The organism is Klenkia sp. AC732, assembly GCF_979256525.1.
In genome coordinates, this window is record NZ_CEEDOS010000022.1 from 23360 (window position 1) to 42915 (window position 19556).

Genomic DNA, 19556 nt, shown 5'->3' on the forward strand with positions numbered 1-19556 from the left:
TGCTCCCCGGCCTGCCGGCAGGGGGAGGTCACAGCCCGTGGTCGGGGGCGGTCATGTCCCCGGTGCCGGGGACGGCGTCGGTCAGGCCGTAGCGCAGGTGCACGGTGCCGCCGGGGCCGGCGGCCGGGGGCGCGAGCAGCTCGAGGACCGCGGGCACCGCGCCGCCGGCGAACACGGTCTTGCCGGTGCCCAGGGTGATCGGGTGCAGCCACAGGTCCAGCCGGTCGACCAGCCGCTCCCGGAGCAGGGTCTGCACCAGGTCCAGGCTGCCCACGACCACCGTCTTCTCGTGCCGCTCGCGCAGCTCGCGGACCGCGGCCGGCAGGTCCGGGCCCAGCTGCCGCGACCCGGCCCAGGACAGGTCCGGGGCGCCCCGGGAGGCGACGTACTTGGGGACCCGGTTGAACAGCCGGGCGAAGTCGCCGTCCTGGTGCGGCCAGTACGCGGAGAAGACCCCGTGCGTGCGCCGGCCCAGCAGCAGCGCGTCGGTGCCCTCGTAGGCGGCGGCGACCTGCGCCCCGGACACCTCGTCGACCAGCGGCGCCTGCCAGCCGCCGAACGGGAACCCGCCGTCGGTGTCCTCCTGCGGACCGCCGGGGCCCTGCGCGACGAGGTCGAGGGTGGCGAAGAGCTCGAGCTGGACGATCCCCACGGCGTGCTCCCTGGTGTGCGGCGACGGTGTGCGATGACGGGTCGAGGACAGGACCCGCCGGCCGGCCGGGACTCATCGGGTCCACCCCAGGTCGGACCGCCGGGTCGTCCCCGGGACCGATGTGCGCGCGGCCCGGCGTCCCGAGACTGGGTGCATGGACGACGCGACCAGGCCCACCGCCCCGCGCGGACCCGAGATCGCCGCCGCGCTGCGCCAGCTGCAGCTGGCCGTCTTCCGCGGCGACGTCGAGCTCGACGCCGCCCGGCTGGAGTCCTGGCCCCCGGGCGCCCGCCTGGCCCTGGACCAGTGCGCGCGCCGGGCGGCCGCCCGCGGGCACCGGTTCGTCGTCCGCGAGGCGCAGGCGGCCTGAGCCCGCGGCGTCCCGGGCGGGTGTCGGAGGGCGTCCCCACGCTGCGCCCCGTGTCCTCCCCCACGTGGCCCCGCACCGGTCTGGACGAGCTGCTGCTGGGCACGGCGGTGCCGCTGCCGACGCCGGTCGACCCGGACGTGGAGGTGGTCCGGCTGGACCACGTGCACGTCAGCGTGCTGGTCCGCCCGGACCGCCGGGCTGGACCTGGGGCCGGCGACCGCCGTGGACCGGTACCTCCCGCCGGTCGCGGCCCAGGGCTCCCCGGACGCGGCCCGGTGGCGGCAGCTCGGCGACCACGCCGACACCACGCTGTAGGGACTCCGGGTCAGGCCGACCAGTCGGGGTCGGTGCGCACCCGGTGCGTGGGGTCCTCGCTGCTGCCCACGCCGGCGGTCCGGCTGCCCTGGTGCGCCCGGCGCAGGGCCTCCCGGGAACTGACCAGGCCGCCCTCGGGGTCGGGCACGATGCCGCGGATGCGGTCGTCGGTGGACCCCATGCTGTTGGGCAGGCTCATGATCAGGTCGGCGGCCAGCTCGTGCGGCAGCGGCGTCAGCCAGGAGGCCACCGTGGCGACCAGCTTGGGCGGGACCGGCGGGAAGGGCAGCCACACCCGGCGCAGCCCGGCCTCGGCCGCGTAGGCCTTCACCAGCTCGGCGTAGGTGGGGCTCTCCCCGTTGGACACCTCGTAGGCGCCGGCGGGGAGCAGGTCCCGGTCCGCCGCCGCCACCAGGTAGTGCAGGACGTCGGTGACCGCGATCGGCGAGACCGGGTGCTGCATCCAGGTGGGGAACGGGACGACCGGCACCCGGTCGGCGATGTGCCGCACCAGCTCGTAGGACGTCGACCCGCCGCCCAGCACGATCGCCGCGCGCAGCCAGACCAGCTCGACGCCGGCCTCCCCGAGGGCGTCGCCGACGTCGGCCCGACTCTCCAGGTGCTCGGACAGCTCCTCCTGCTGGGGCACGAAGCCGCCCAGGTAGACGATCCGGGAGACCCCGGCGTCCCGGGCCGCGGCGGCGAACTGCCGGGCGCTGTCCAGGTCCTGGGCGGCGAAGTCGCCCTCCCCGATCGAGTGCACCAGGAAGTAGGCCACCTCGACGTCCCCGGCCCGGGCGAACGCCTGGCGGCAGGAGTCGGCGTCGGAGACGTCCAGGGCCACCTCGTCGACGGCGTCGGACCAGTCGAAGTCGGCCAGCTTGCCGACGTCGCGCGCGGTGGCGACCACGTCGTGGCCGGCGCGGTCGAGCTGCACGACCAGCCGGGACCCGATGTAGCCGGAGGAACCTGTCACCAGACAACGAGTCACCCCTGGTGGATGCCATCGGGGTGAGCTGCGCAAACCGGAGGAGACCAGTCACTCAGCAGCGGCCGGCGCGGGCGCGGGTGCCCCCAGCAGGATTCGAACCTGCGACACACGGTTTAGGAAACCGATGCTCTATCCCCTGAGCTATGGGGGCTCGGGGTGCCCGACGAGGTTAGCGGCGCGGTCCGTGGGCGCCCGACCGCGGGTGGGCGCGTCGCGCCGGGGCGGGAACACCCGGACGAGGAAGATCGTCAGAGAGACAGGGGCGAGAACCGGACCAAACGGTTACCTTTTCTCTCCGGGGCCGAGACGTGGCTCTGCGTACGTGCCCGGCAACGGCGCCGGGATGGGAGGTCGGAAGAGCGAGATGAGCAGCACGCAGCAGGTCCGGGTCGAGGACGTCCCCACCCGGGGACGCTTCGAGGTCTCGGTCGACGACCGCGTCGTCGGCCTGGCCAGCTACCACGTCGACGGTGACGTCATGACGTTGCCGCACACCGAGGTCGACCCCTCCGTCGCCGGTCGCGGCATCGGCACCACCCTCGTGGAGGCCGTGCTCACCAGCGCCCGCGAGCAGCACCTCACGGTGCTCCCCTACTGCTCGTTCGTCCGGCACTACCTGCACGAGCACCCCACCGACGTCGACCTCGTCGCCGAGGCCGACCGACCGCACTTCGGCCTGGAGCTCGCCGCCAGCTGAGCGGGCGACCGTGCCAAGCGCCCCTTACGGTCGTCCGGTGCCCCCTGCTGTGATGTGGTTCCGCCGCGACCTCCGCCTGGCCGACAACCCGGCCCTGCTGGCCGCCCGGGACGCCGGGGACGGCGTGCTGCCGCTCTTCGTGCTGGACCCGGCGATCTGGGAGAAGTCCGGTGACCCGCGGCGACACTTCCTGGCCGGCTGCCTCGCGCAGCTGCACGAGGCCACCGACGGGCGGCTGGTGGTCCGGCACGGCCGGCCGCAGGACGTCGTCCCGGCGGTGGCCCGGGAGGTCGGCGCGACCAGCGTGCACGTCGCCGGGGACACCGGCCCTTACGGACGGCGTCGCGACGCCGCCGTGGAGAAGGCCCTGGGCGACGTCGACCTGGTGCGCACCGGCTCCGCCTACGCCATCGCCCCCGGCACCATCACCAAGGACGACGGCGACCCGCTGAAGGTCTTCACCCCCTTCAAGCGCCGGTGGCTGGAGCACGGCTGGCCCGACCCGGCGCCCCGCCCGCGCAGCGTGGACTGGGTCGAGGCGGACTCGCAGGACCTGCCCGAGGCCCCCGACCTGGGCGACACCGAGGTGCTGGAGCCCGGCGAGGCCGCCGCCGCCGAGCGCTGGCGGGAGTTCCGGGACGAGCGCCTGGAGGACTACGACGGGCAGCGCGACCGCCCCGACCTGGACGCCACCAGCCGGATGTCGGCGCACCTGCACTTCGGCACGGTGCACCCGCGCACGCTGCTGCACGACATCGCCGGGTCGGGTCTGCGCGGGGCCGGCGTGGACACCTACGTCTCCGAGCTGTGCTGGCGGGAGTTCTACGCCGACGTGCTGTGGCACCGGCCCGAGACCGCCCGGGAGTACTACAACCCCGAGCTGGCCGGCATCAGCTACTCCACCGGCGAGGGCGCCGAGGAGGACTTCGAGGCCTGGGCTCAGGGCCGCACCGGCTTCCCGATCGTCGACGCCGGGATGCGTCAGCTGCTGGCCCAGGGCTGGATGCACAACCGGCTGCGGATGATCGTGGGCAGCTTCCTGGTCAAGGACCTGCACCAGGAGTGGACCCGCGGGGCGCGGTACTTCATGCAGCACCTGGTCGACGGCGACCTGGCCAGCAACAACCACGGCTGGCAGTGGGTCGCCGGCACCGGTACCGACGCCTCGCCCTACTACCGGGTGTTCAACCCGATGACGCAGGGCAAGAAGTTCGACCCGGACGGCGTCTACGTCAAGCGCTGGGTGCCCGAGCTGCGCGACCTGGACCGCAAGCACGTGCACGAGCCGTGGACCGCGCCCGGCGGCGTCCCGCACGGCTACCCCGAGCCGATCGTCGACCACGCGCACGAGCGGCAGGTCGCCCTGGACCGGTACCAGGCGGCCAAGGGTCGCTGAGGCACCTCAGCCGCGGGAGCGGATCCAGGCCGGCAGCACCCCGGCGTCCAGCACCCGCTGGCGCAGCGGGGTGACCAGCTCGACCAGCCGTCCGGTGCGCTGCGCGCCCAGGTGCGCCCAGCCGTCGACGGCGAGGAAGTCGGTGACGGTCTCCACGTCGTCCCGCAGCGCCCGGCCGGCGTCGGTGAGGCCGGTGTCGTCGACCAGGCCGCGGGCGCGCAGGCGCTCGACGCCGGCGGTCCACTCGGCATCGGTCCAGCCGCGCGTCGTCCGGACGAACTCGGTGGAGTCCGACGCCAGCCCGCCGGTGACCAACGCCTCGACCGGGTCGAGCCCGGCGGACTGCAGAGCGGTGACGTGGCCGTCACCGCGGTGCTCGCGCAGCAGCAGCCCGGCGTGCCACAGCTGCAGCAGCGGGTCCTCGGGCCACTCGACCGCCGACCACGCGCCGTAGAGCGGTCGCCCGGCCAGCGACAGCCCGGCGACGGCCTCCCGGGCCAGGTCGACCGCCTCGGCGACGTCGGGCCTGCCCAGCGTGTCGTGCAGCAACGCGGCGACGCCCTCGCGACGGGCCGCGGCCCACTGCTGCGGGGTGCCGGCCTCCCACACGGCCGGGACGGCGCCGGCCACCAGCGCCGGGGAGAACACGTAGAAGGTGGCCGTCACCAGCTCCGGGCCGCACGGGCCGAAGGCGGAGCCGCGGGCGGCGAAGTAGCCGGCCCGGGTCGCGGTCACCCCGAACCGGTCGTAGGCCGCCTGCACCTGGGGGGCGAAGAAGCCGGTGACGTGCAGGGTCTCCAGCGTGCCCCAGGCGCGGCGGGCGAGGGCGGGGGTGACGGTCACGCGCCGATGGTGGCCCACCGCCCGCGGTCGCGCGCGGCCGGGGACAACCCGGAGACTGGTGGGTGTGAGTGCGCGTGCCTGAGGGCCACACCCTGTTCCGTCTGGCCCGCGAGCAGCACGAGGCGTTCGCCGGCCGCGAGGTGCACGTGACCAGCCCGCAGGGCCGGTTCACCAGCCAGGCCGAGCTCATCGACGGCCGGGTGCTCGACGAGGTCACCAGCTGGGGCAAGCACCTGTTCGCCGCCTTCGGCCCGGACGTCGTCCACGTGCACCTGGGCCTGTACGGCAAGTACACGTCGGGCACCGGCCTGCCGCCCGAGCCCCGGGGGGCGCTGCGGATGCGCTGGGAGGGCCCGGGCCACGACGGCGAGGGCGTCTGGACCGACCTGCGCGGCGCCACGGCCTGCGACCTGATCACCGACGGCGAGGTCCAGCTGATCCTGGACCGGCTCGGCCCGGACCCGCTGCGCCGCTCGGACCCGGAGAAGGCCTTCGCCCGGATCTCCCGCAGCCGGGTGACCATCGGCGCGATGCTGATGGACCAGGCGGTGATCGCCGGCATCGGCAACGTCTACCGGGCCGAGCTGCTCTTCCGGCACGGGGTCTCCCCGTTCCGCCCCGGCAAGGCCCTGGCCCACGACACCTGGACGGCGATGTGGGCCGACCTGGTGACCCTGATGAGGGCCGGGGTGCGGGCCGGGCGGATCGTCACCACCCGGCCCGAGGACCGCGTCGAGCGCCGGGGGGCGGCGACGCGCACCGACGCGCACTACGTCTACCGGCGGACCGGGATGCCCTGCCGCCTCTGCGGCACCCCGGTCCGCACCGAGGTCATGGTCGGCCGGAACCTGTTCTGGTGCCCGACCTGCCAGGCCGTCTGACCCGTCGGCCCGGCACGGGACTCAGGGGATCTGGCCCTTGGCGGGGTCGCCGACGGCGACCGGCTCGAGGATCTGCACGTCCAGTGGCTCGGCCAGGTCGTCCTGCACGCCGCGGGACAGCGCGTTGAACGTCTCGCCGGCGCCGTGGGCCTCCAGCGCCTGGCCGTCGGACCAGCGCTCCACCATCACGAGCACCCCCTTGCCGGTGTACAGGGCGTAGAGCTCGCAGCCCGGCTCCTCGTGCACGGCGGGGACGGCCTGCTCGAAGGCCTGCCGGACGGCGTCGAAGCGGTCCGGCTTCGGCGTGATGGTGGCGATGACGGTGATGGACACGGGCGTCCTCCGGGTGGTGGGTGCGGCTGGGGTCGGGACTGGACTGCCCACCCGGGAGGGGGCCCACGCCTGGACGGTCACCCCGGCCGCAGCACCTCGACGTGCACCGTCACCACGTCCCCGAGCTCCACCTGCTCGGCCCGGCGCACCGCCAGCCGCAGCGGGACGACGTACCCGCCCTCCCGCGGCCACAGCGCCGTCGTGCCGGTGGTCGCCCCCAGCCGCAGCCGGACCGGGACCATGCCCCAGCCGTAGCTGACCTCGCGTGCCCACTCGCGGACCTGCTCGGCCAGGTCGCCGTCCACGGTCACGAAGTGGTGCGGGGCCGGCCCGCGCCACTCCACCACCGGCCCGGTCACCTCGAACTCGCCGACCACCGTGTCGCGCACTCCCCCAGCCTGCCCGTCCCCGCGCCCGGTGCCCAGGCCTGCGGCCCAGAGCTGGTGCGCAGACCTGGTGCGCGGGCCCGCGGGGGCGCAGGATGCGCCCATGGACGCCGAGCGGCAGCTGCGGGTGGCGGTGGTCGGCGCGGGCCCCGCCGGGGTCTACGCCGCGGAGGCGCTCGCCGACCAGAGCGAGGTGCCCGTGGCGGTGGACCTGCTGGACCGGCTGCCGACCCCGTTCGGGCTGGTCCGGCACGGCATCGCCCCCGACCACACCAAGATGCGGGCGCTGTCGGAGACCCTGCGCCGCACCCTGGACCACCCCTGCGTCCGGTTCGTCGGCAACGTCGACGTCGGGGTGGACCTGTCGGTCGCCGACCTGCGCGCCCACGTGGACGCGGTCGTCTGGACCCACGGCGCCTCCGGGGACCGTCGGCTGGGGATCGACGGGGAGGACCTGCCCGGCAGCCTGGCCGCGACCGACGTCGTCGCCTGGTACTGCGGCCACCCCGACGCCGACCGGGCGCTGGTGGAGACGGCACTGGCCGGGGCCCGCGACGTCGTCGTGGTCGGGGTGGGCAACGTGGCCCTGGACGTCGCCCGGGTGCTGGCCCGCTCCCCCGGCGAGCTGGCCGGCACCGACATGCCCCAGCACGTGCTCGACGCCCTCGCCGCCGCCCCGGTCGAGCGGGTGACCGTGCTGGGCCGCCGAGGACCGGCACAGGCCACCTTCACCACCCAGGAGCTGCGCGAGCTGGGCCACCTGGAGGCCGCCGTGGCCCTGGTCGACCCGGTCGGGCTGGACGAGGAGTCCCAGGTGCGGGCGGTGGCCCGGAACCTGGCCGTGCTCCGCGAGTGGGCCGACCACGCCCCGGAACCGGGCAAGGCCAGCGTCCGGCTGCGGTTCTTCGCCCGGCCGGTGCGGATCGAGGGCTCCGACCGGGTCACCGGCGTCGTCGTCGAGCGGACCGAGGTCGACGCGGCGGACCGGCTCACCGGCACCCGGGAGGTCGACGTCGTCCCGGCCGACCTGGTGGTGCGCTCGATCGGCTACCAGGGCCGCGGGCTGCCGGGACTGCCGGTCGACGACCGCACCGGCGTGGTGGCCAACGAGGCCGGCCGGGTGCTGCGGGACGGCGTCCTGAGCCCCGGCGAGTACGTGGCCGGGTGGATCAAGCGTGGGCCGACCGGGGTCGTGGGCACCAACAAGCACGACGCGCGGGAGACCGTGCACGCCCTGCTCGCCGACGCCGGATGCCTCCCCCGCGGCACCGGCCCCGACCTGGTCGCCGCCCTGCTGGACCGCGGCCTGCACCCGGTGCTGCTGGACCACTGGCGGGCCATCGACGACGCCGAGGTCGCCCTCGGTGCGACCCGTGGCCGGGCCCGCACCACGATGCACGACCGCGCGGCCCTGCTGGCCGCGGCGCACCCCCCGCGCTGAACGCCGCCGCGCCGCCCGACCCGGTGGGGTCGGACGGCGCGGTCCTCGGGCTGCCGGGTCACGCCCGGCGGGCGGTCACCCCCGGCCGTGCCGGCGACGCCCGGCGAGCACCAGGCCCAGGCCGGTCAGCAACGCCAGCGCCCCCAGCCCGGCGGGCACCCCCAGCTCGGACCCGGTGGAGGCCAGGCCCCCACCGCCCCGGGTCGGACCGGAGACCGTGACCGTGGTGGTCGTGCCGCTGACCCCCGGACCACCCGAGCCGGGGTCACCCGAGCCGGGGCCGCCCGCACCGGGTCCCCCCGCACCCGGGCCGCCGGGAGCGCCCGGCTCCTGCGCCCCGTAGGTGAACGGCAACGGCGCCGTCACGCCGCCCGGCGTCGTGACCACCACGTCGACCGTGCCCAGCGCGCCCGGAGGCGTCACGACGGTCAGCTCGGTCGGCGACACGACCGTCACCGGGACGCCGACCCCGCCGATCGTCACCGTCGTCGCGCCCGGCACGAAACCGGTGCCGACCACGGTGACCGTGGTGCCCCCGCCCACCGGCCCGGTGGCCGGCGTCAGCGAGGTGGCCGTCGGGACGACGGGGGCCACGTAGGTGAAGCCCGTCGGGCCCGACGTGCCACCCGGCGTCGTCACCGTCACGGTGACGACCCCGGCCGGACCACCGGGGGTGGTGAACACCAGCTCGGTGGGCGAGACCACCGTGACGTCCCCGGCGGCCACCGTGGTCGGTCCGACGGTCACCGTGGTGGCGCCGGCGACGAACCCGGACCCGGTCAGCGTCACCGCGGTGCCCCCGGCCGCGGGGCCGGAGGCCGGGCTGATCCCGGTGAGGACCGGGGCGCCCGGGACGGCGACGGCCGTGTAGCCGAAGCCCACCGGCCCGGACGTGCCCCCCGGCGTCGTGACCGTCACCGGCGCCACGCCCGCCGGGTCACCCGGGGTCAGGAAGGTGAGCTCCGTCGGGGACACCACGGTCACGTCGGCCGCGGGCACCGTGTCCGAGCCGATCGACACCGTCGTCGCCCCGGCCACGAAACCGGTCCCGGTCAGCGTCACCGCGGTGCCGCCGGTCGCCGGGCCGGACGCCGGGCTGATGCCCGTCACCGACGGCAGCGCGGGAGCCACGTAGGTGAAGCCCGCGGCGGCCGAGGTGCCCGCCGGGGTGGTCAGCCGGACCTGCACCAGCCCGGCCGGGTCACCCGGCGTCACGAACGTCAGCTCCGTCGGGGACACCACGGTCACGTCGGCGACGGCGACCGTGTCCGTGCCGATGAGCACGCTCGTGGCACCGGCCACGAACCCCGTACCGGTGAGCGTGACCAGCGTGCCACCGGCCACCGGACCCGATGCCGGGCTGAGGCCGGTCACCGCCGGCAGGACCACCACCGGGGCGAGGTACGTGAAGGCCACCGGGCCCGACGTCCCCCCGGCGGTGGACACCGACACGTCGACCGGACCGGCCGGGCCACCGGGGGTGGTGAACCGGAGCTCGGTCGCGGACACGACCGTCACGGCCCCGGCGGCCACGGTGTCCGGGCCGACCGTGACCGTGGTGGCGCCGGCCAGGAAGCCGGTGCCGGTCAGCGTCACCACGGTGCCGCCGGCCACCGGGCCGGAGGCCGGGTCGAGGCCGGTGACCGTCGGGAGCGCCGCCGCCACGTAGGTGAAGCCCACCGGCCCCGACGTCCCCGCCGGGGTGGTGGCCCGGACCTCGACCAGCCCCGCCGGGTCCCCGGGCGCCAGGAAGGACAGCGCCGTGGACGAGGAGACGGTGACGACGCCGGCGGGCAGCGTGTCCGACCCGATGGTCACGGTCGTGGCACCGGCCACGAACCCGGTACCGGTCAGGGTCACCGGCGTGCCACCGGCCACCGGCCCGGATGCCGGGTCGATGCCGGTCACCACCGGGGCGGCGGGCACGGGCGCCAGGTAGGTGAAGCCCGCCGGCCCCGAGGTCCCCGCCGTCGTGGTCACGGTGACCTCGACCAGGCCCGCCGGGTCACCCGGCGTCAGGAAGGACAGCTCGGTCGCCGACGTCACGGTCACGTCGGCCGCGGCCACCGTGTCGGCGCCGATGACGACGGTCGTCGCCCCGCTCACGAACCCCGAGCCGGTCAGCGTCACCGGGGTCCCGCCGGCTGCCGGCCCCGACGAGGGGAGCAGGCCGGTCACCGTCGGCGCCACGGGGGCCGGCGCCAGGTAGGTGAAGCCCACCGGGCCCGACGTCCCCCCGGGCGTCGTGACCGTCACCGGGACCAGGCCCGCCGGGTCACCCGGCGTGAGGAAGGACAGCTCGGTCGCCGACGTCACGGTCACGTCGGCCGCGGCCACCGTGTCGGTGCCGACGACCACGCTCGTCGCGCCGGACACGAAGCCGGACCCGGTCAGCGTCACCGTCGTGCCACCGGCGACCGGACCCGACCCCGGGTCGATGCCGGTCGCGGTGGGCGCCAGCGGGGCCGGCGCCAGGTAGGTGAAGCCCACCGCCCCGGAGGTCCCCCCGGACGTCGTGACCGTCACCGGGACCACCCCCGCCGGGTCACCCGGCGTCAGGAACGTCAGCTCCGTCGGGGACGACACCGTCACCTGACCCGCGGGCACCGTGTCCGCGCCGATCGACACCGTCGTCGCACCGGCCTCGAAGCCGGAGCCCGCCAGCGTCACCGTCGTACCACCGGCAGCCGGCCCGGACGACGGGCTGATGCCGGTCGCGGTCGGGGCCACAGGGAGCGGTGCCAGGTAGGTGAAGCCCACCGGCCCCGAGGTCCCGGCCGGCGTCGTCACCGCCACCGCGGCGACCCCGGCCGGGTCGCCGGGCGTCAGGAAGGCCAGCTCCGTCGGGGACAGCACCGTCACCGAGCCCGCGGGCACGGTGTCCGCGCCGATGGACACCGTGGTCGCACCGGCCTCGAAGCCGGAACCCGTCAGCGTCACCGGCGTGCCACCGGTCACCGGCCCCGAGGCCGGGTCGATGCCCGTCACCGCCGGAGCTCCGGGGACGGCGACGGCCTCGTAGGTGAAGCCCACCGCACCCGACGTCCCGGCCGGCGTCGTCACCGACACCTGCACCAGTCCGGCCGGGCCGCCCGGGGTGGGGAAGGACAGCTCGGTCGGGGACACCACGGTCACGGAGCCGGCCGGCACCGTGTCCGCACCGATCGACACCGTCGTCGCGCCGTCCACGAAACCGGTCCCGGTCAGCGTCACCGCGGTGCCACCGGCCACCGGGCCCGACGCCGGGCTGACGTCGGTCACCGTCGGCGCCACCGCGACCGGCGCGAGGTAGGTGAACCCGGCGGGGTCCGAGACCCCGGCCGGGGTCGTGACGGTCACCGCGACCACACCCGCCGGGTCACCGGGGGTCGGGAAGGACAGCTCGGTCGGCGACACCACCGTGACGTCGACGGCGGCCACCGTGTCCGCACCGATCGACACCGTCGTCGCGCCGTCCACGAAGCCGGTGCCCGTGACGGTCACCGTGGTGCCCCCGGCCGCGGGGCCGGACGCCGGCGCGAGCGCCGCCACCGTCGGCGCGACGGGTGCGAGGTAGGTGAAGCCGGCCGGCGGCGACGTCCCGGCCGGTGCGGTGACCGTCACCTGCACCAGGCCCGCGGGGTCGCCGGGGGTCAGGAACGACAGCTCCGTCGCGGACACCACGGTCACGTCGGCCGGCGCCACCGTGTCGGTGCCGATCACGACCGAGGTGGCGCCGTCGACGAAGCCGGAACCGGTGACCGTCACCGGGGTGCCACCGGCCGCCGGACCGGAGGCCGGGGTGAGTCCGGAGACCGTCGGGACCACCGGCGCGAGGTAGGTGAAGCCCACCTCGCCCGAGGTCCCGGTCGCCGTGGTCACCGCGACCCCGACCAGACCCGCCGGGTCGCCGGGCGTCACGAAGGACAGCTCCGTCGGCGAGGTGACGGAGACGTCCGCCGCCGGGACGGTGTCCGCCCCGATGGTGACCGTGGTGCCGCCGGCGACGAACCCGCTGCCGGTCAGGGTCACCGGGGTGCCGCCGGCGACCGGACCGGACGCCGGCGCGATGCCGGCGACCGCCGGGGGCACCGGGGCCACGTAGGTGAAGCCCACCGGCCCCGACGTGCCCGTCGCCGTCGTCACCGAGACCTCCACCAGGCCCGCCGGGTCACCCGGGGTCGTGAACGTGAGCTCGGTGGGCGACAGCACCGTCACCGCGCCTGCGGGCACCGTGTCCGAGCCGATCGACACCGTGGTCGCACCGGGCACGAACCCCGTGCCCGTCACCGTCACCGGGGTGCCGCCGACGGTCGGACCCGACGCCGGGCTGATCGCCGTGAGGGCCGGCGGGAGGACCACCGGCGCGAGGTAGGTGAAGCCCGCCGGGGACGACGTCCCCGCGGGCACCGTGACCGTCACGTCGACGGTGCCGGCCGGGTCGCCGGGGGTCGTGAACGACAGCTCCGTGGGCGAGGCGACGGCCACGTCGGCCGCGGCGACGGTGTCCGCGCCGATCGTGACCGTGGTCAGCCCGGCCACGAAACCGGTGCCCGTCACGGTCACCGCGGTGCCGCCGGCCTCCGGCCCCGACGCAGGCGCGAGGCCGACGACGGTCGGGCGCACCGGCGCCAGGTAGGTGAAGCCCACCGGGCCCGACGAGCCCGCCGTCGTGGTCACCGCGACCCCCACCAGGCCCGGCGGGTCACCCGGGGTCACGAAGGTGAGCTCCGTGGGCGACAGCACCGTCACGCCCGCGGCGGCCACGGTGTCCGAGCCGATCGACACCGTGGTCGCGCCGGCCACGAAGCCCGAGCCGGTCACCGTCACCGGGGTCCCGCCGACGGAGGGGCCCGACGCGGGGCGCAGGCCCGTGACGGCCGGGGCGGCCGGCACGGCGGGCGGCACGTAGGTGAAGCCCAGGGGGCCCGACGTCCCGTCCGGCGTGGACACCCGGACCTGCACGAGGCCGGCGGGGTCGCCCGGCGTCACGAAGGACGCCTGGGTCGGGGAGGACACGGTCACGTCCGCGGCAGCGACCGTGTCGCCGCCGATGCTGACCGTGGTGGCCCCGGGGACGAGGTCGGTGCCGGTGAGCGTGACCGTGGTGCCACCGGCGACCGGCCCGACGGAGGGGGTCAGCCCGGACAGCGAGGGCACGGCCAGCCACCGGTAGGGCAGTCCGGGGGTGGACGTGCCGCCCGGGGTGTTGGTGACGCTGACCGTGGTGGGGCCGGCCGGACCCGCGGGGGTGGTGAACCGCAGCGACGTCGGGCTGAGCACCGTGACCTGCGCGGCGGGGACGACGGTCCCGCCGATGGTCACCGACGTCAGGCCCGGGGAGAACCCGGAGCCGGTGACGGTGACCGTCGTGCCGCCCTCGTCGGGCCCCTGCGCGGGGGTGAGCCCGGTGGCCGTGGGCGTGACGGCCGCCGGGGTCTCGCAGGCCGCCGTGCCCAGGGTGATCGTGCCGGCCTGCACCGAGGCGAGCCCGAGGACGTCCAGCCGCAGCGAGATCGTCAGTGCGGTGGCGGTGGCCGAGGCGGCGGTCGTGGTCTCGGTGGCCGGGGTGACGGTGGCGACGAGGCGGGCGGCGGGGATGCCGACGACGGTGACCGGCACGTCGACGACGGCTCCGGCGGTGGCGGAGACCGCGGTCCCCAGGACGTTGAGCCCGACCACGTCGGTGTCCGCCGTGGGCGCTCCGCCCGCGGGGCAGGCCGCGGTGGCGCCGAGCACGGACGCCGTGATCGGGCGCCCCAGGACCGACAGCGCCAGACCCTCGACCCGCGACGTCCCGGAGGAGCCGGCCTGGGTCGAGGTGGTGGACGCCGTCAGCAGTCCGTTCGTCGCGGTGACCCCCAGCAGGCCCGCGCCCAGGCCGGCCCGGAGGTCGACGAGTGCCGCGGAGCCGCTGGGAGGTGCGCTGGACCGGACCAGGTCCACGTCGGCGGCCAGCACCGGGACCACGGTCGCCGGGATGGCCGGGGGGAGCCCCGGGAGCGTGACGCTCGCGGCGAGGGCGAGGTCCAGCGCCTGGGCCCGCGCCTGGCCCGGCGCCGCCTGTGCAGGCGTCGCGGTGCCCAGCGCCACCAGCACTCCGACCAGCACGGCCGCGCCAGCACGCGACCACTTCTTCCAGGTCACAGGGTCCACCCGTCGTCCTGCCGTCCCGTCCGGCACACCGCCGGCACGGATACGACTCGTCCCGTTTCGGTACGAGGGTCAGCTGTGTCGACTTGTCGATGGAACGACACGGACTCCGAACGGGGGGCGGGAGCATCCGATGTGGTGAACCCGTGACCGATCGGTCACAGCACCCGGCCGGGCCGGTCCCGGACGCGCGAGAGCCCCGTGTCGGCGTGCGACACGGGGCTCTCGGGACGGGCTGCGGGAGGGGTCAGCCCGAGTTGCGCAGGGCGGTGGCCACGCCGTTGATGGTCAGCTGGATGCAGCGCTTGACCAGCTCGTCGTCGTCGCCCTCGCGACGACGACGCAGCATCTCCACCTGCAGGTGGTGCAGGGGCTCCAGGTAGGGGAACCGGTTGCGGATCGAGCGGGCCAGCGAGGGGTTGTCGGCCAGCAGGTGGTCGTCGCCGGTGATCGCCAGCAGCATCCGGCAGGTCCGCTCGTGCTCGGCGGTGATCACGTCGAAGACCCGGTGCCGCAGCTCCTCGTCGGGCACCAGCGAGGCGTAGCGGGCGGCCAGCTCCAGGTCGGTCTTGGCCAGCACCATGCCCATGTTGGACAGCACCGTGCGCAGGAACGGCCAGCGGGTGTGCAGCTCCTGCAGCCTGGCCAACCGCACCGGGTCGCCGTCCACCCAGGACTCCAGCGCCGTCCCGGTGCCGAACCAGCCCGGCAGCATGATCCGGGCCTGGGACCAGCTGAACACCCACGGGATCGCCCGCAGGTCGCTGATCTTGTCCCCGGCCTTGCGCGAGGGCGGCCGGGAGCCGATGTTCAGCTCGGCCAGCTCGCGCACCGGCGTCGCCGCCCGGAACCACTCCACGAAGCCCGGCGTCTCGTGCACCAGCGCCCCGTAGGCGGCCTGGGCCCGCGCGGCCAGGTCGTCGAAGAGCGCGTAGACCTCCTCGGCGTCGCCGTCCAGGCCCTCCAGCGAGAGCAGCGTGGACTCCAGGGTCGCCGCGACCAAGGCCTCCAGGTTGCGGCGGGCGAGGTCGGGCTCGGCGTACTTGGCCGCGATGACCTCGCCCTGCTCGGTGATCCGCAGCTGCCCGGCCACCGACCCCGGGGGCTGCGCCCGGACCGCCTCGTAGCTGGGGCCACCGCCCCGGCCCACGGTGCCGCCGCGGCCGTGGAACAGCCGCAGCCGGACGCCGGCCTGCGCCGCGACCTCGACCAGGGCCAGCTCGGCCCGGTACAGCGCCCAGTTGGCGGCCAGGTAGCCGCCGTCCTTGTTGGAGTCGGAGTACCCGAGCATGACCTCCTGGGTGCCACCGCGGCCGTCCACCATCGACCGGTAGAGCGGCTCGGCCAGCATCGCGGCCAGGGTCTCCCCGCCGCCCTGCAGGTCCCCGATGGTCTCGAACAGCGGGGCGATCATGATCGGCGAGGCGGGCAGGCCGGCCTCGTCCAGGGTGACCAGGCCGACCTCCTTGAGCAGGACGGCGACCTCCAGCACGTCGGACACCGACTCGCACATGCTGATCACGTAGTTCGGGATGGCCCGCGGACCCAGCAGCCGGACCTGCTCGGCCGCGGCCACCAGCAGGTCCAGCTCGCCGCGGGCCAGCTCCGACAGCTCGGCGTCCGCGCGCACCAGCGGGCGGCGCAGCCGCAGCTCACCCAGCAGCACCTCGCGCCGGCCGGCCTCGTCCAGCGCGGTGTAGTCCGGGCAGACGCCGGCCCAGGCCAGCAGCTCGGCCAGCACCTCCTCGTGCACCGAGCTGTTCTGCCGCATGTCCAGCCCGGACAGGTGGAACCCGAAGACCTCGACGGCGTCGCGCAGCCGCCGCAGCCGGTCGTCGGCCAGCGCGCCGGCGCCGTGGGTGCGCAGCGAGGCGGCCACCACGTCCAGGTCAACGATCAGCTGGCCGGGCTCGTCGTAGGGCTCCAGCTCGACGTCCGGGAGCGGGCCGGGCACGTGGCCGAGCACCCGCACGGAGGTGGCGGCCAGCCGCCGGTAGACCCCTCGCAGGGCGCGGCGGTAGGGCTCGTCGGCGCGGAACGGCGAGTCGTCCCGGGAGGCGTCGGCCAGCGCCTCCAGCTCCGGTGTCGGGGAGACCAGCCGCTCGGACATGGAGAGCTCGTCGGCCAGGCAGACCAGCTCGGCCAGGTGGTGGCCCAGCGCCGTCTCCGCGGCCCGGGTGGTCGCCCGGCGCACCGCGGCCGCCGTCACGAACGGGTTGCCGTCCCGGTCCCCGCCGATCCAGGACCCCGGGCGCAGCATCGGGGTGGGCAGCAGGTCCGCGTCGGGCCAGCGCTGGCGCAGCGCGGCGCGCAGGTCGGCGTTGATCGCCGGGACGACGGCGAACAGCGACAGGTCGTAGTAGCGCAGCGCCTCGTCGATCTCGTCCTCCAGCCGCAGCCGGGACAGCCGCAGCAGCGCCGTCTGCCACAGCGTGAGGACCTCGCGCCACAGGTGCGCCGACCAGGCCTGCTCGTCCGGCGCGGTCCCGCGGGTGCGCATCAGCTCGGTCACCTGGCGCTGCACCTGGGACACCGTGCGCCGCCGGACCTCGGTGGGGTGCGCGGTGACGACCGGGACGACGAGGGCGCCCTCCAGCTCGTGCGCGACGACCGCCGGGTCCAGGTCGGCGGCGTCCAGCAGCTCGAAGCTGGCCGCCAGCGTGCCCTTCTGCGGCGGGGACCCCTCCCGGCGGTGGTGCCGGCGACGGCGCTCGTGGTGCACGTCCTCGGCCAGGTTGGCCAGCAGGGAGAAGTGGCTGAACGCGCGGATCACGTGGTTGGCGCTGCGCGCGTCCAGCCCGGCGAGGGTCTCGGCCAGCCCGCTGCGGTCGACCTCGGAGCGGCGGATCCGGAAGGCCTCGACCCGGGCGGCCTCGACGACGTCGAAGACCTCCTGGCCGGCCTGCTCGCGGACCACCTCCCCGAGCACCCGGCCCAGCAGCCGGATGTCCTCCCGGAGCGGGGCGTCACCGGCCCGGTCGTCGTCCTCACCTGCGGCGGGACGGAGGTCGGCGACGTCCACGGTGGCTTCAGACACGGGCGCATCCTGCCTGGTGGGTGTGACGCGCACGTGTCCCGGGGAGGATGAGCGGGTGCTGACGCTCCCCGCCGACCCCGTGACGACGCTCGACCCGGCCGTGCACGGCGAGGGCCCCACGTGGGACGCCGACCGGCAGGAGCTGCTGTGGGTGGACATCACCCGCGGGCAGATCCGGCGCGCGACGGTGTCCGCCGAGGGTGCACTCGCCGAGGTCGGCGTGCACCGCGGCGGGGACGCCGTGGGCGTCGTCGTCCCGGCTGCCGACGGTGGCTGGGTGCTGGGCGCCGACGGTGGGTTCACCCACCTGTCCCCCGCCGGCGGGGCCACCGTGCTGGTCGAGCTGGCTGCCGAGGGCCCGGCCGCGAACACGCGGATGAACGACGGCGCCGTCGACCCGGCCGGCCGGTTCCTCGCCGGCACGATGGCCTTCGACGAGTCCCCCGGCGCGGGCTCGCTGTACCGGGTGGACCTCGACGGCAGCGTGCACACCGTGCTGCGCGACCTGACGATCAGCAACGGCATCGAGTGGACCGACGACGGCCGCACCGTCTTCCTCGCCGACTCCGGGGCCGCCACGGTGACCGCGTACCCCTACGACGTCGCGACCGGGGAGTTCGGCGAGGGCCGGGTCGTGATCGACCTGTCCGACGACGACGCCGGCGCCCCCGACGGGCTGACCGTCGACGACGAGGACCACCTCTGGGTCGCCGTCTGGGGCGGCGGGCAGGTCCGCCGGTACACCCCCGCCGGCGAGCAGGTCGCCGTCGTGACCGTGCCCGCGGCGAACACCTCGAGCTGCGCCTTCGCCGGCCCCGCCCGGGACCTGCTGGTCATCAGCACCTCGACCCAGGGCCTCACTGACGCCGACCGCGCCGCCCAGCCCGACGCCGGGCGGCTCTTCACCGCCCGCCCCGGCGTCACCGGCCGTGCCGCGGGTGTCTACCGCGGCCCGACCGACGTCCTCCGCGAGGTGCGCTGACCCGCCCTGGCATGGGATCCCTCGCATACCGGTGGGCTCGCCACCCGTATGCAGGGGATCCCATGCCGGAGCGGGTGGTGGCTCGTTCGACCCCCACGGCTGTGGAGAACGGCGCTCGTCCACAGGGGCGTCGGCGCTGCGGGGCTCGCCTGGCCACGATGCGGCGCATGGAGTGGAGACCGGTCATCCGTGCGGCCCTGGAACGAAGCGGGGGCATCGTCACCCGCAGTGAACTGCTGGCGGTCGTCCCCCGCGAGGTCGTCGACGCCGCGCTGCGGCTGCGGTGGCTGGTCAGGCACCTGCCGCACACCTACCTCGCACCCGAGACGGCCCCGACGGACGACGTCCGGGCGCGGGCGGCCCTGCGACACCTGGGGCCGGGGGCGGCGCTCAGTCACACGACCGCGCTCAACTGGCACCTGAGACGCCCCTTGCCGCTGCCCCTGAGAGCCACGATCGACCACGGGCGACGGCTCCACGGGGCCCCGGCGCTGGTGGTCCACCGTCGCCTGGACTTCGCCACCACGGCTCCCCAGTGCCAGGAGGTGCGGGGGGTGCTGGTCACCGAACCGGCCCGGTCCCTCGTGGATGCCTGGCCGCTCCTGCCCCGTCCCGATCGACGTCCGGCCGCGATCGAGGTCGTCCGCACGGGACTCACCACCCCGACCCTGTTGGGGACGGCGTTCGCCCAACGGCCCAACGTCGCGGGTCGGCGTGAGCTGTCGACCACCATCGCCCTGCTGCGCGACGGCGTGCGCAGCGAGCTGGAGGCCCTGGGCGTCCTCACGGTGTTCGACCACCCCGACCTCCCCAGGAGCACGGGGCAGAAGCGGGTCGATGTCGCGGGCCGGCACTTCTACCTGGACCGGTGCTGGGAGGAGGCGATGCTTGCAGTCGAGCTGGACGGCAAGGACCACCACACCTCACAGGTGGACCGGGCGCGCGACCTGGAGCGTGACCGGCTCCTGGCCACCCGCGGCTGGCTCGTCCTCCGCTTCACCTACGCCGACGTCGTCCGGGACCCCGCTGGCGTCCGTCGCACGGTGCTCGCCGTGCACCGCCAACGGATGACCCGATCGCAGTCCGCCTGAGCCGTCTCG

Annotated in this window: 13 protein-coding genes, 1 tRNA gene and 1 pseudogene; 7 read left to right on the forward strand and 8 right to left on the reverse strand. The window is 75.7% G+C overall.

Annotation, left to right across the window (positions count from 1 at the left end; genetic code table 11):
* Positions 1–28: 28 nt before the first annotated feature.
* Positions 29–652, reverse strand: coding sequence for a dihydrofolate reductase family protein (locus AC0IVP_RS12240; protein ID WP_056293186.1), 624 nt, complete (start codon positions 650–652; stop codon positions 29–31).
* Positions 653–806: 154 nt separating this feature from the next.
* On the opposite strand from AC0IVP_RS12240, the gene AC0IVP_RS12245 reads away from it, so the two are divergent.
* Complete coding sequence (locus AC0IVP_RS12245) at positions 807–1022, forward strand: hypothetical protein (RefSeq protein ID WP_471756813.1); 216 nt, start codon at positions 807–809, stop codon at positions 1020–1022.
* Positions 1023–1698: 676 nt separating this feature from the next.
* Here the strand turns inward: AC0IVP_RS12245 and AC0IVP_RS12250 are convergent.
* A pseudogene (locus AC0IVP_RS12250) lies at positions 1699–2328 on the reverse strand (NAD(P)H-binding protein); the annotation flags it as partial.
* Between the two features lie 78 nt (positions 2329–2406).
* Positions 2407–2479 (reverse strand) — tRNA-Arg (locus AC0IVP_RS12255).
* Positions 2480–2692: 213 nt separating this feature from the next.
* Here AC0IVP_RS12255 and AC0IVP_RS12260 point away from each other — a divergent pair.
* Both AC0IVP_RS12260 and AC0IVP_RS12265 read left to right on the forward strand, forming a co-directional pair.
* Positions 2693–3025 (forward strand): GNAT family N-acetyltransferase, encoded by a 333-nt coding sequence (locus tag AC0IVP_RS12260; protein ID WP_056293201.1) that lies wholly within the window; start codon positions 2693–2695, stop codon positions 3023–3025.
* Positions 3026–3062: 37 nt separating this feature from the next.
* Positions 3063–4421, forward strand: a complete 1359-nt coding sequence (locus tag AC0IVP_RS12265) for a cryptochrome/photolyase family protein (RefSeq protein ID WP_471756815.1) — start codon at positions 3063–3065, stop codon at positions 4419–4421.
* Positions 4422–4427: 6 nt separating this feature from the next.
* On the opposite strand, the gene AC0IVP_RS12270 is transcribed toward AC0IVP_RS12265, so the two are convergent.
* A complete protein-coding gene (locus AC0IVP_RS12270; protein ID WP_471756817.1) occupies positions 4428–5264 on the reverse strand; it encodes an SCO6745 family protein in 837 nt (278 codons plus the stop codon).
* A 74-nt stretch (positions 5265–5338) separates the two neighbouring features.
* Here AC0IVP_RS12270 and AC0IVP_RS12275 point away from each other — a divergent pair, with 74 nt between their 5' ends.
* The gene (locus AC0IVP_RS12275; RefSeq protein ID WP_471756819.1) at positions 5339–6145 is read left to right on the forward strand and encodes an Fpg/Nei family DNA glycosylase; all 807 of its coding nucleotides are present in this window, start codon (positions 5339–5341) and stop codon (positions 6143–6145) included.
* Between the two features lie 21 nt (positions 6146–6166).
* Here the strand turns inward: AC0IVP_RS12275 and AC0IVP_RS12280 are convergent, their stop codons facing one another.
* Positions 6167–6478, reverse strand: coding sequence for a putative quinol monooxygenase (locus AC0IVP_RS12280; protein WP_056293212.1), 312 nt, complete (start codon positions 6476–6478; stop codon positions 6167–6169).
* Positions 6479–6555: 77 nt separating this feature from the next.
* Positions 6556–6867, reverse strand: a complete 312-nt coding sequence (locus tag AC0IVP_RS12285; protein ID WP_200938811.1) for a DUF1905 domain-containing protein — start codon at positions 6865–6867, stop codon at positions 6556–6558.
* A gap of 100 nt (positions 6868–6967) precedes the next feature.
* Here AC0IVP_RS12285 and AC0IVP_RS12290 point away from each other — a divergent pair, with 100 nt between their 5' ends.
* A complete protein-coding gene (locus AC0IVP_RS12290; RefSeq protein ID WP_471756821.1) occupies positions 6968–8305 on the forward strand; it encodes an FAD-dependent oxidoreductase in 1338 nt (445 codons plus the stop codon).
* Between the two features lie 75 nt (positions 8306–8380).
* On the opposite strand, the gene AC0IVP_RS12295 is transcribed toward AC0IVP_RS12290, so the two are convergent.
* Both AC0IVP_RS12295 and ppc read right to left on the reverse strand, forming a co-directional pair.
* Positions 8381–14440, reverse strand: a complete 6060-nt coding sequence (locus tag AC0IVP_RS12295; protein WP_471756823.1) for an IPT/TIG domain-containing protein — start codon at positions 14438–14440, stop codon at positions 8381–8383.
* A 244-nt stretch (positions 14441–14684) separates the two neighbouring features.
* A complete protein-coding gene (ppc, locus tag AC0IVP_RS12300) occupies positions 14685–17474 on the reverse strand; it encodes a phosphoenolpyruvate carboxylase (RefSeq protein ID WP_471756825.1) in 2790 nt (929 codons plus the stop codon).
* 55 nt (positions 17475–17529) lie between these two features.
* Here ppc and AC0IVP_RS12305 point away from each other — a divergent pair, with 55 nt between their 5' ends.
* Both AC0IVP_RS12305 and AC0IVP_RS12310 read left to right on the forward strand, forming a co-directional pair.
* Positions 17530–18456 (forward strand): SMP-30/gluconolactonase/LRE family protein, encoded by a 927-nt coding sequence (locus AC0IVP_RS12305; protein WP_471756827.1) that lies wholly within the window; start codon positions 17530–17532, stop codon positions 18454–18456.
* Positions 18457–18623: 167 nt separating this feature from the next.
* The gene (locus tag AC0IVP_RS12310; protein WP_471756829.1) at positions 18624–19547 is read left to right on the forward strand and encodes an endonuclease domain-containing protein; all 924 of its coding nucleotides are present in this window, start codon (positions 18624–18626) and stop codon (positions 19545–19547) included.
* The last annotated feature ends 9 nt before the right edge of the window (positions 19548–19556 follow it).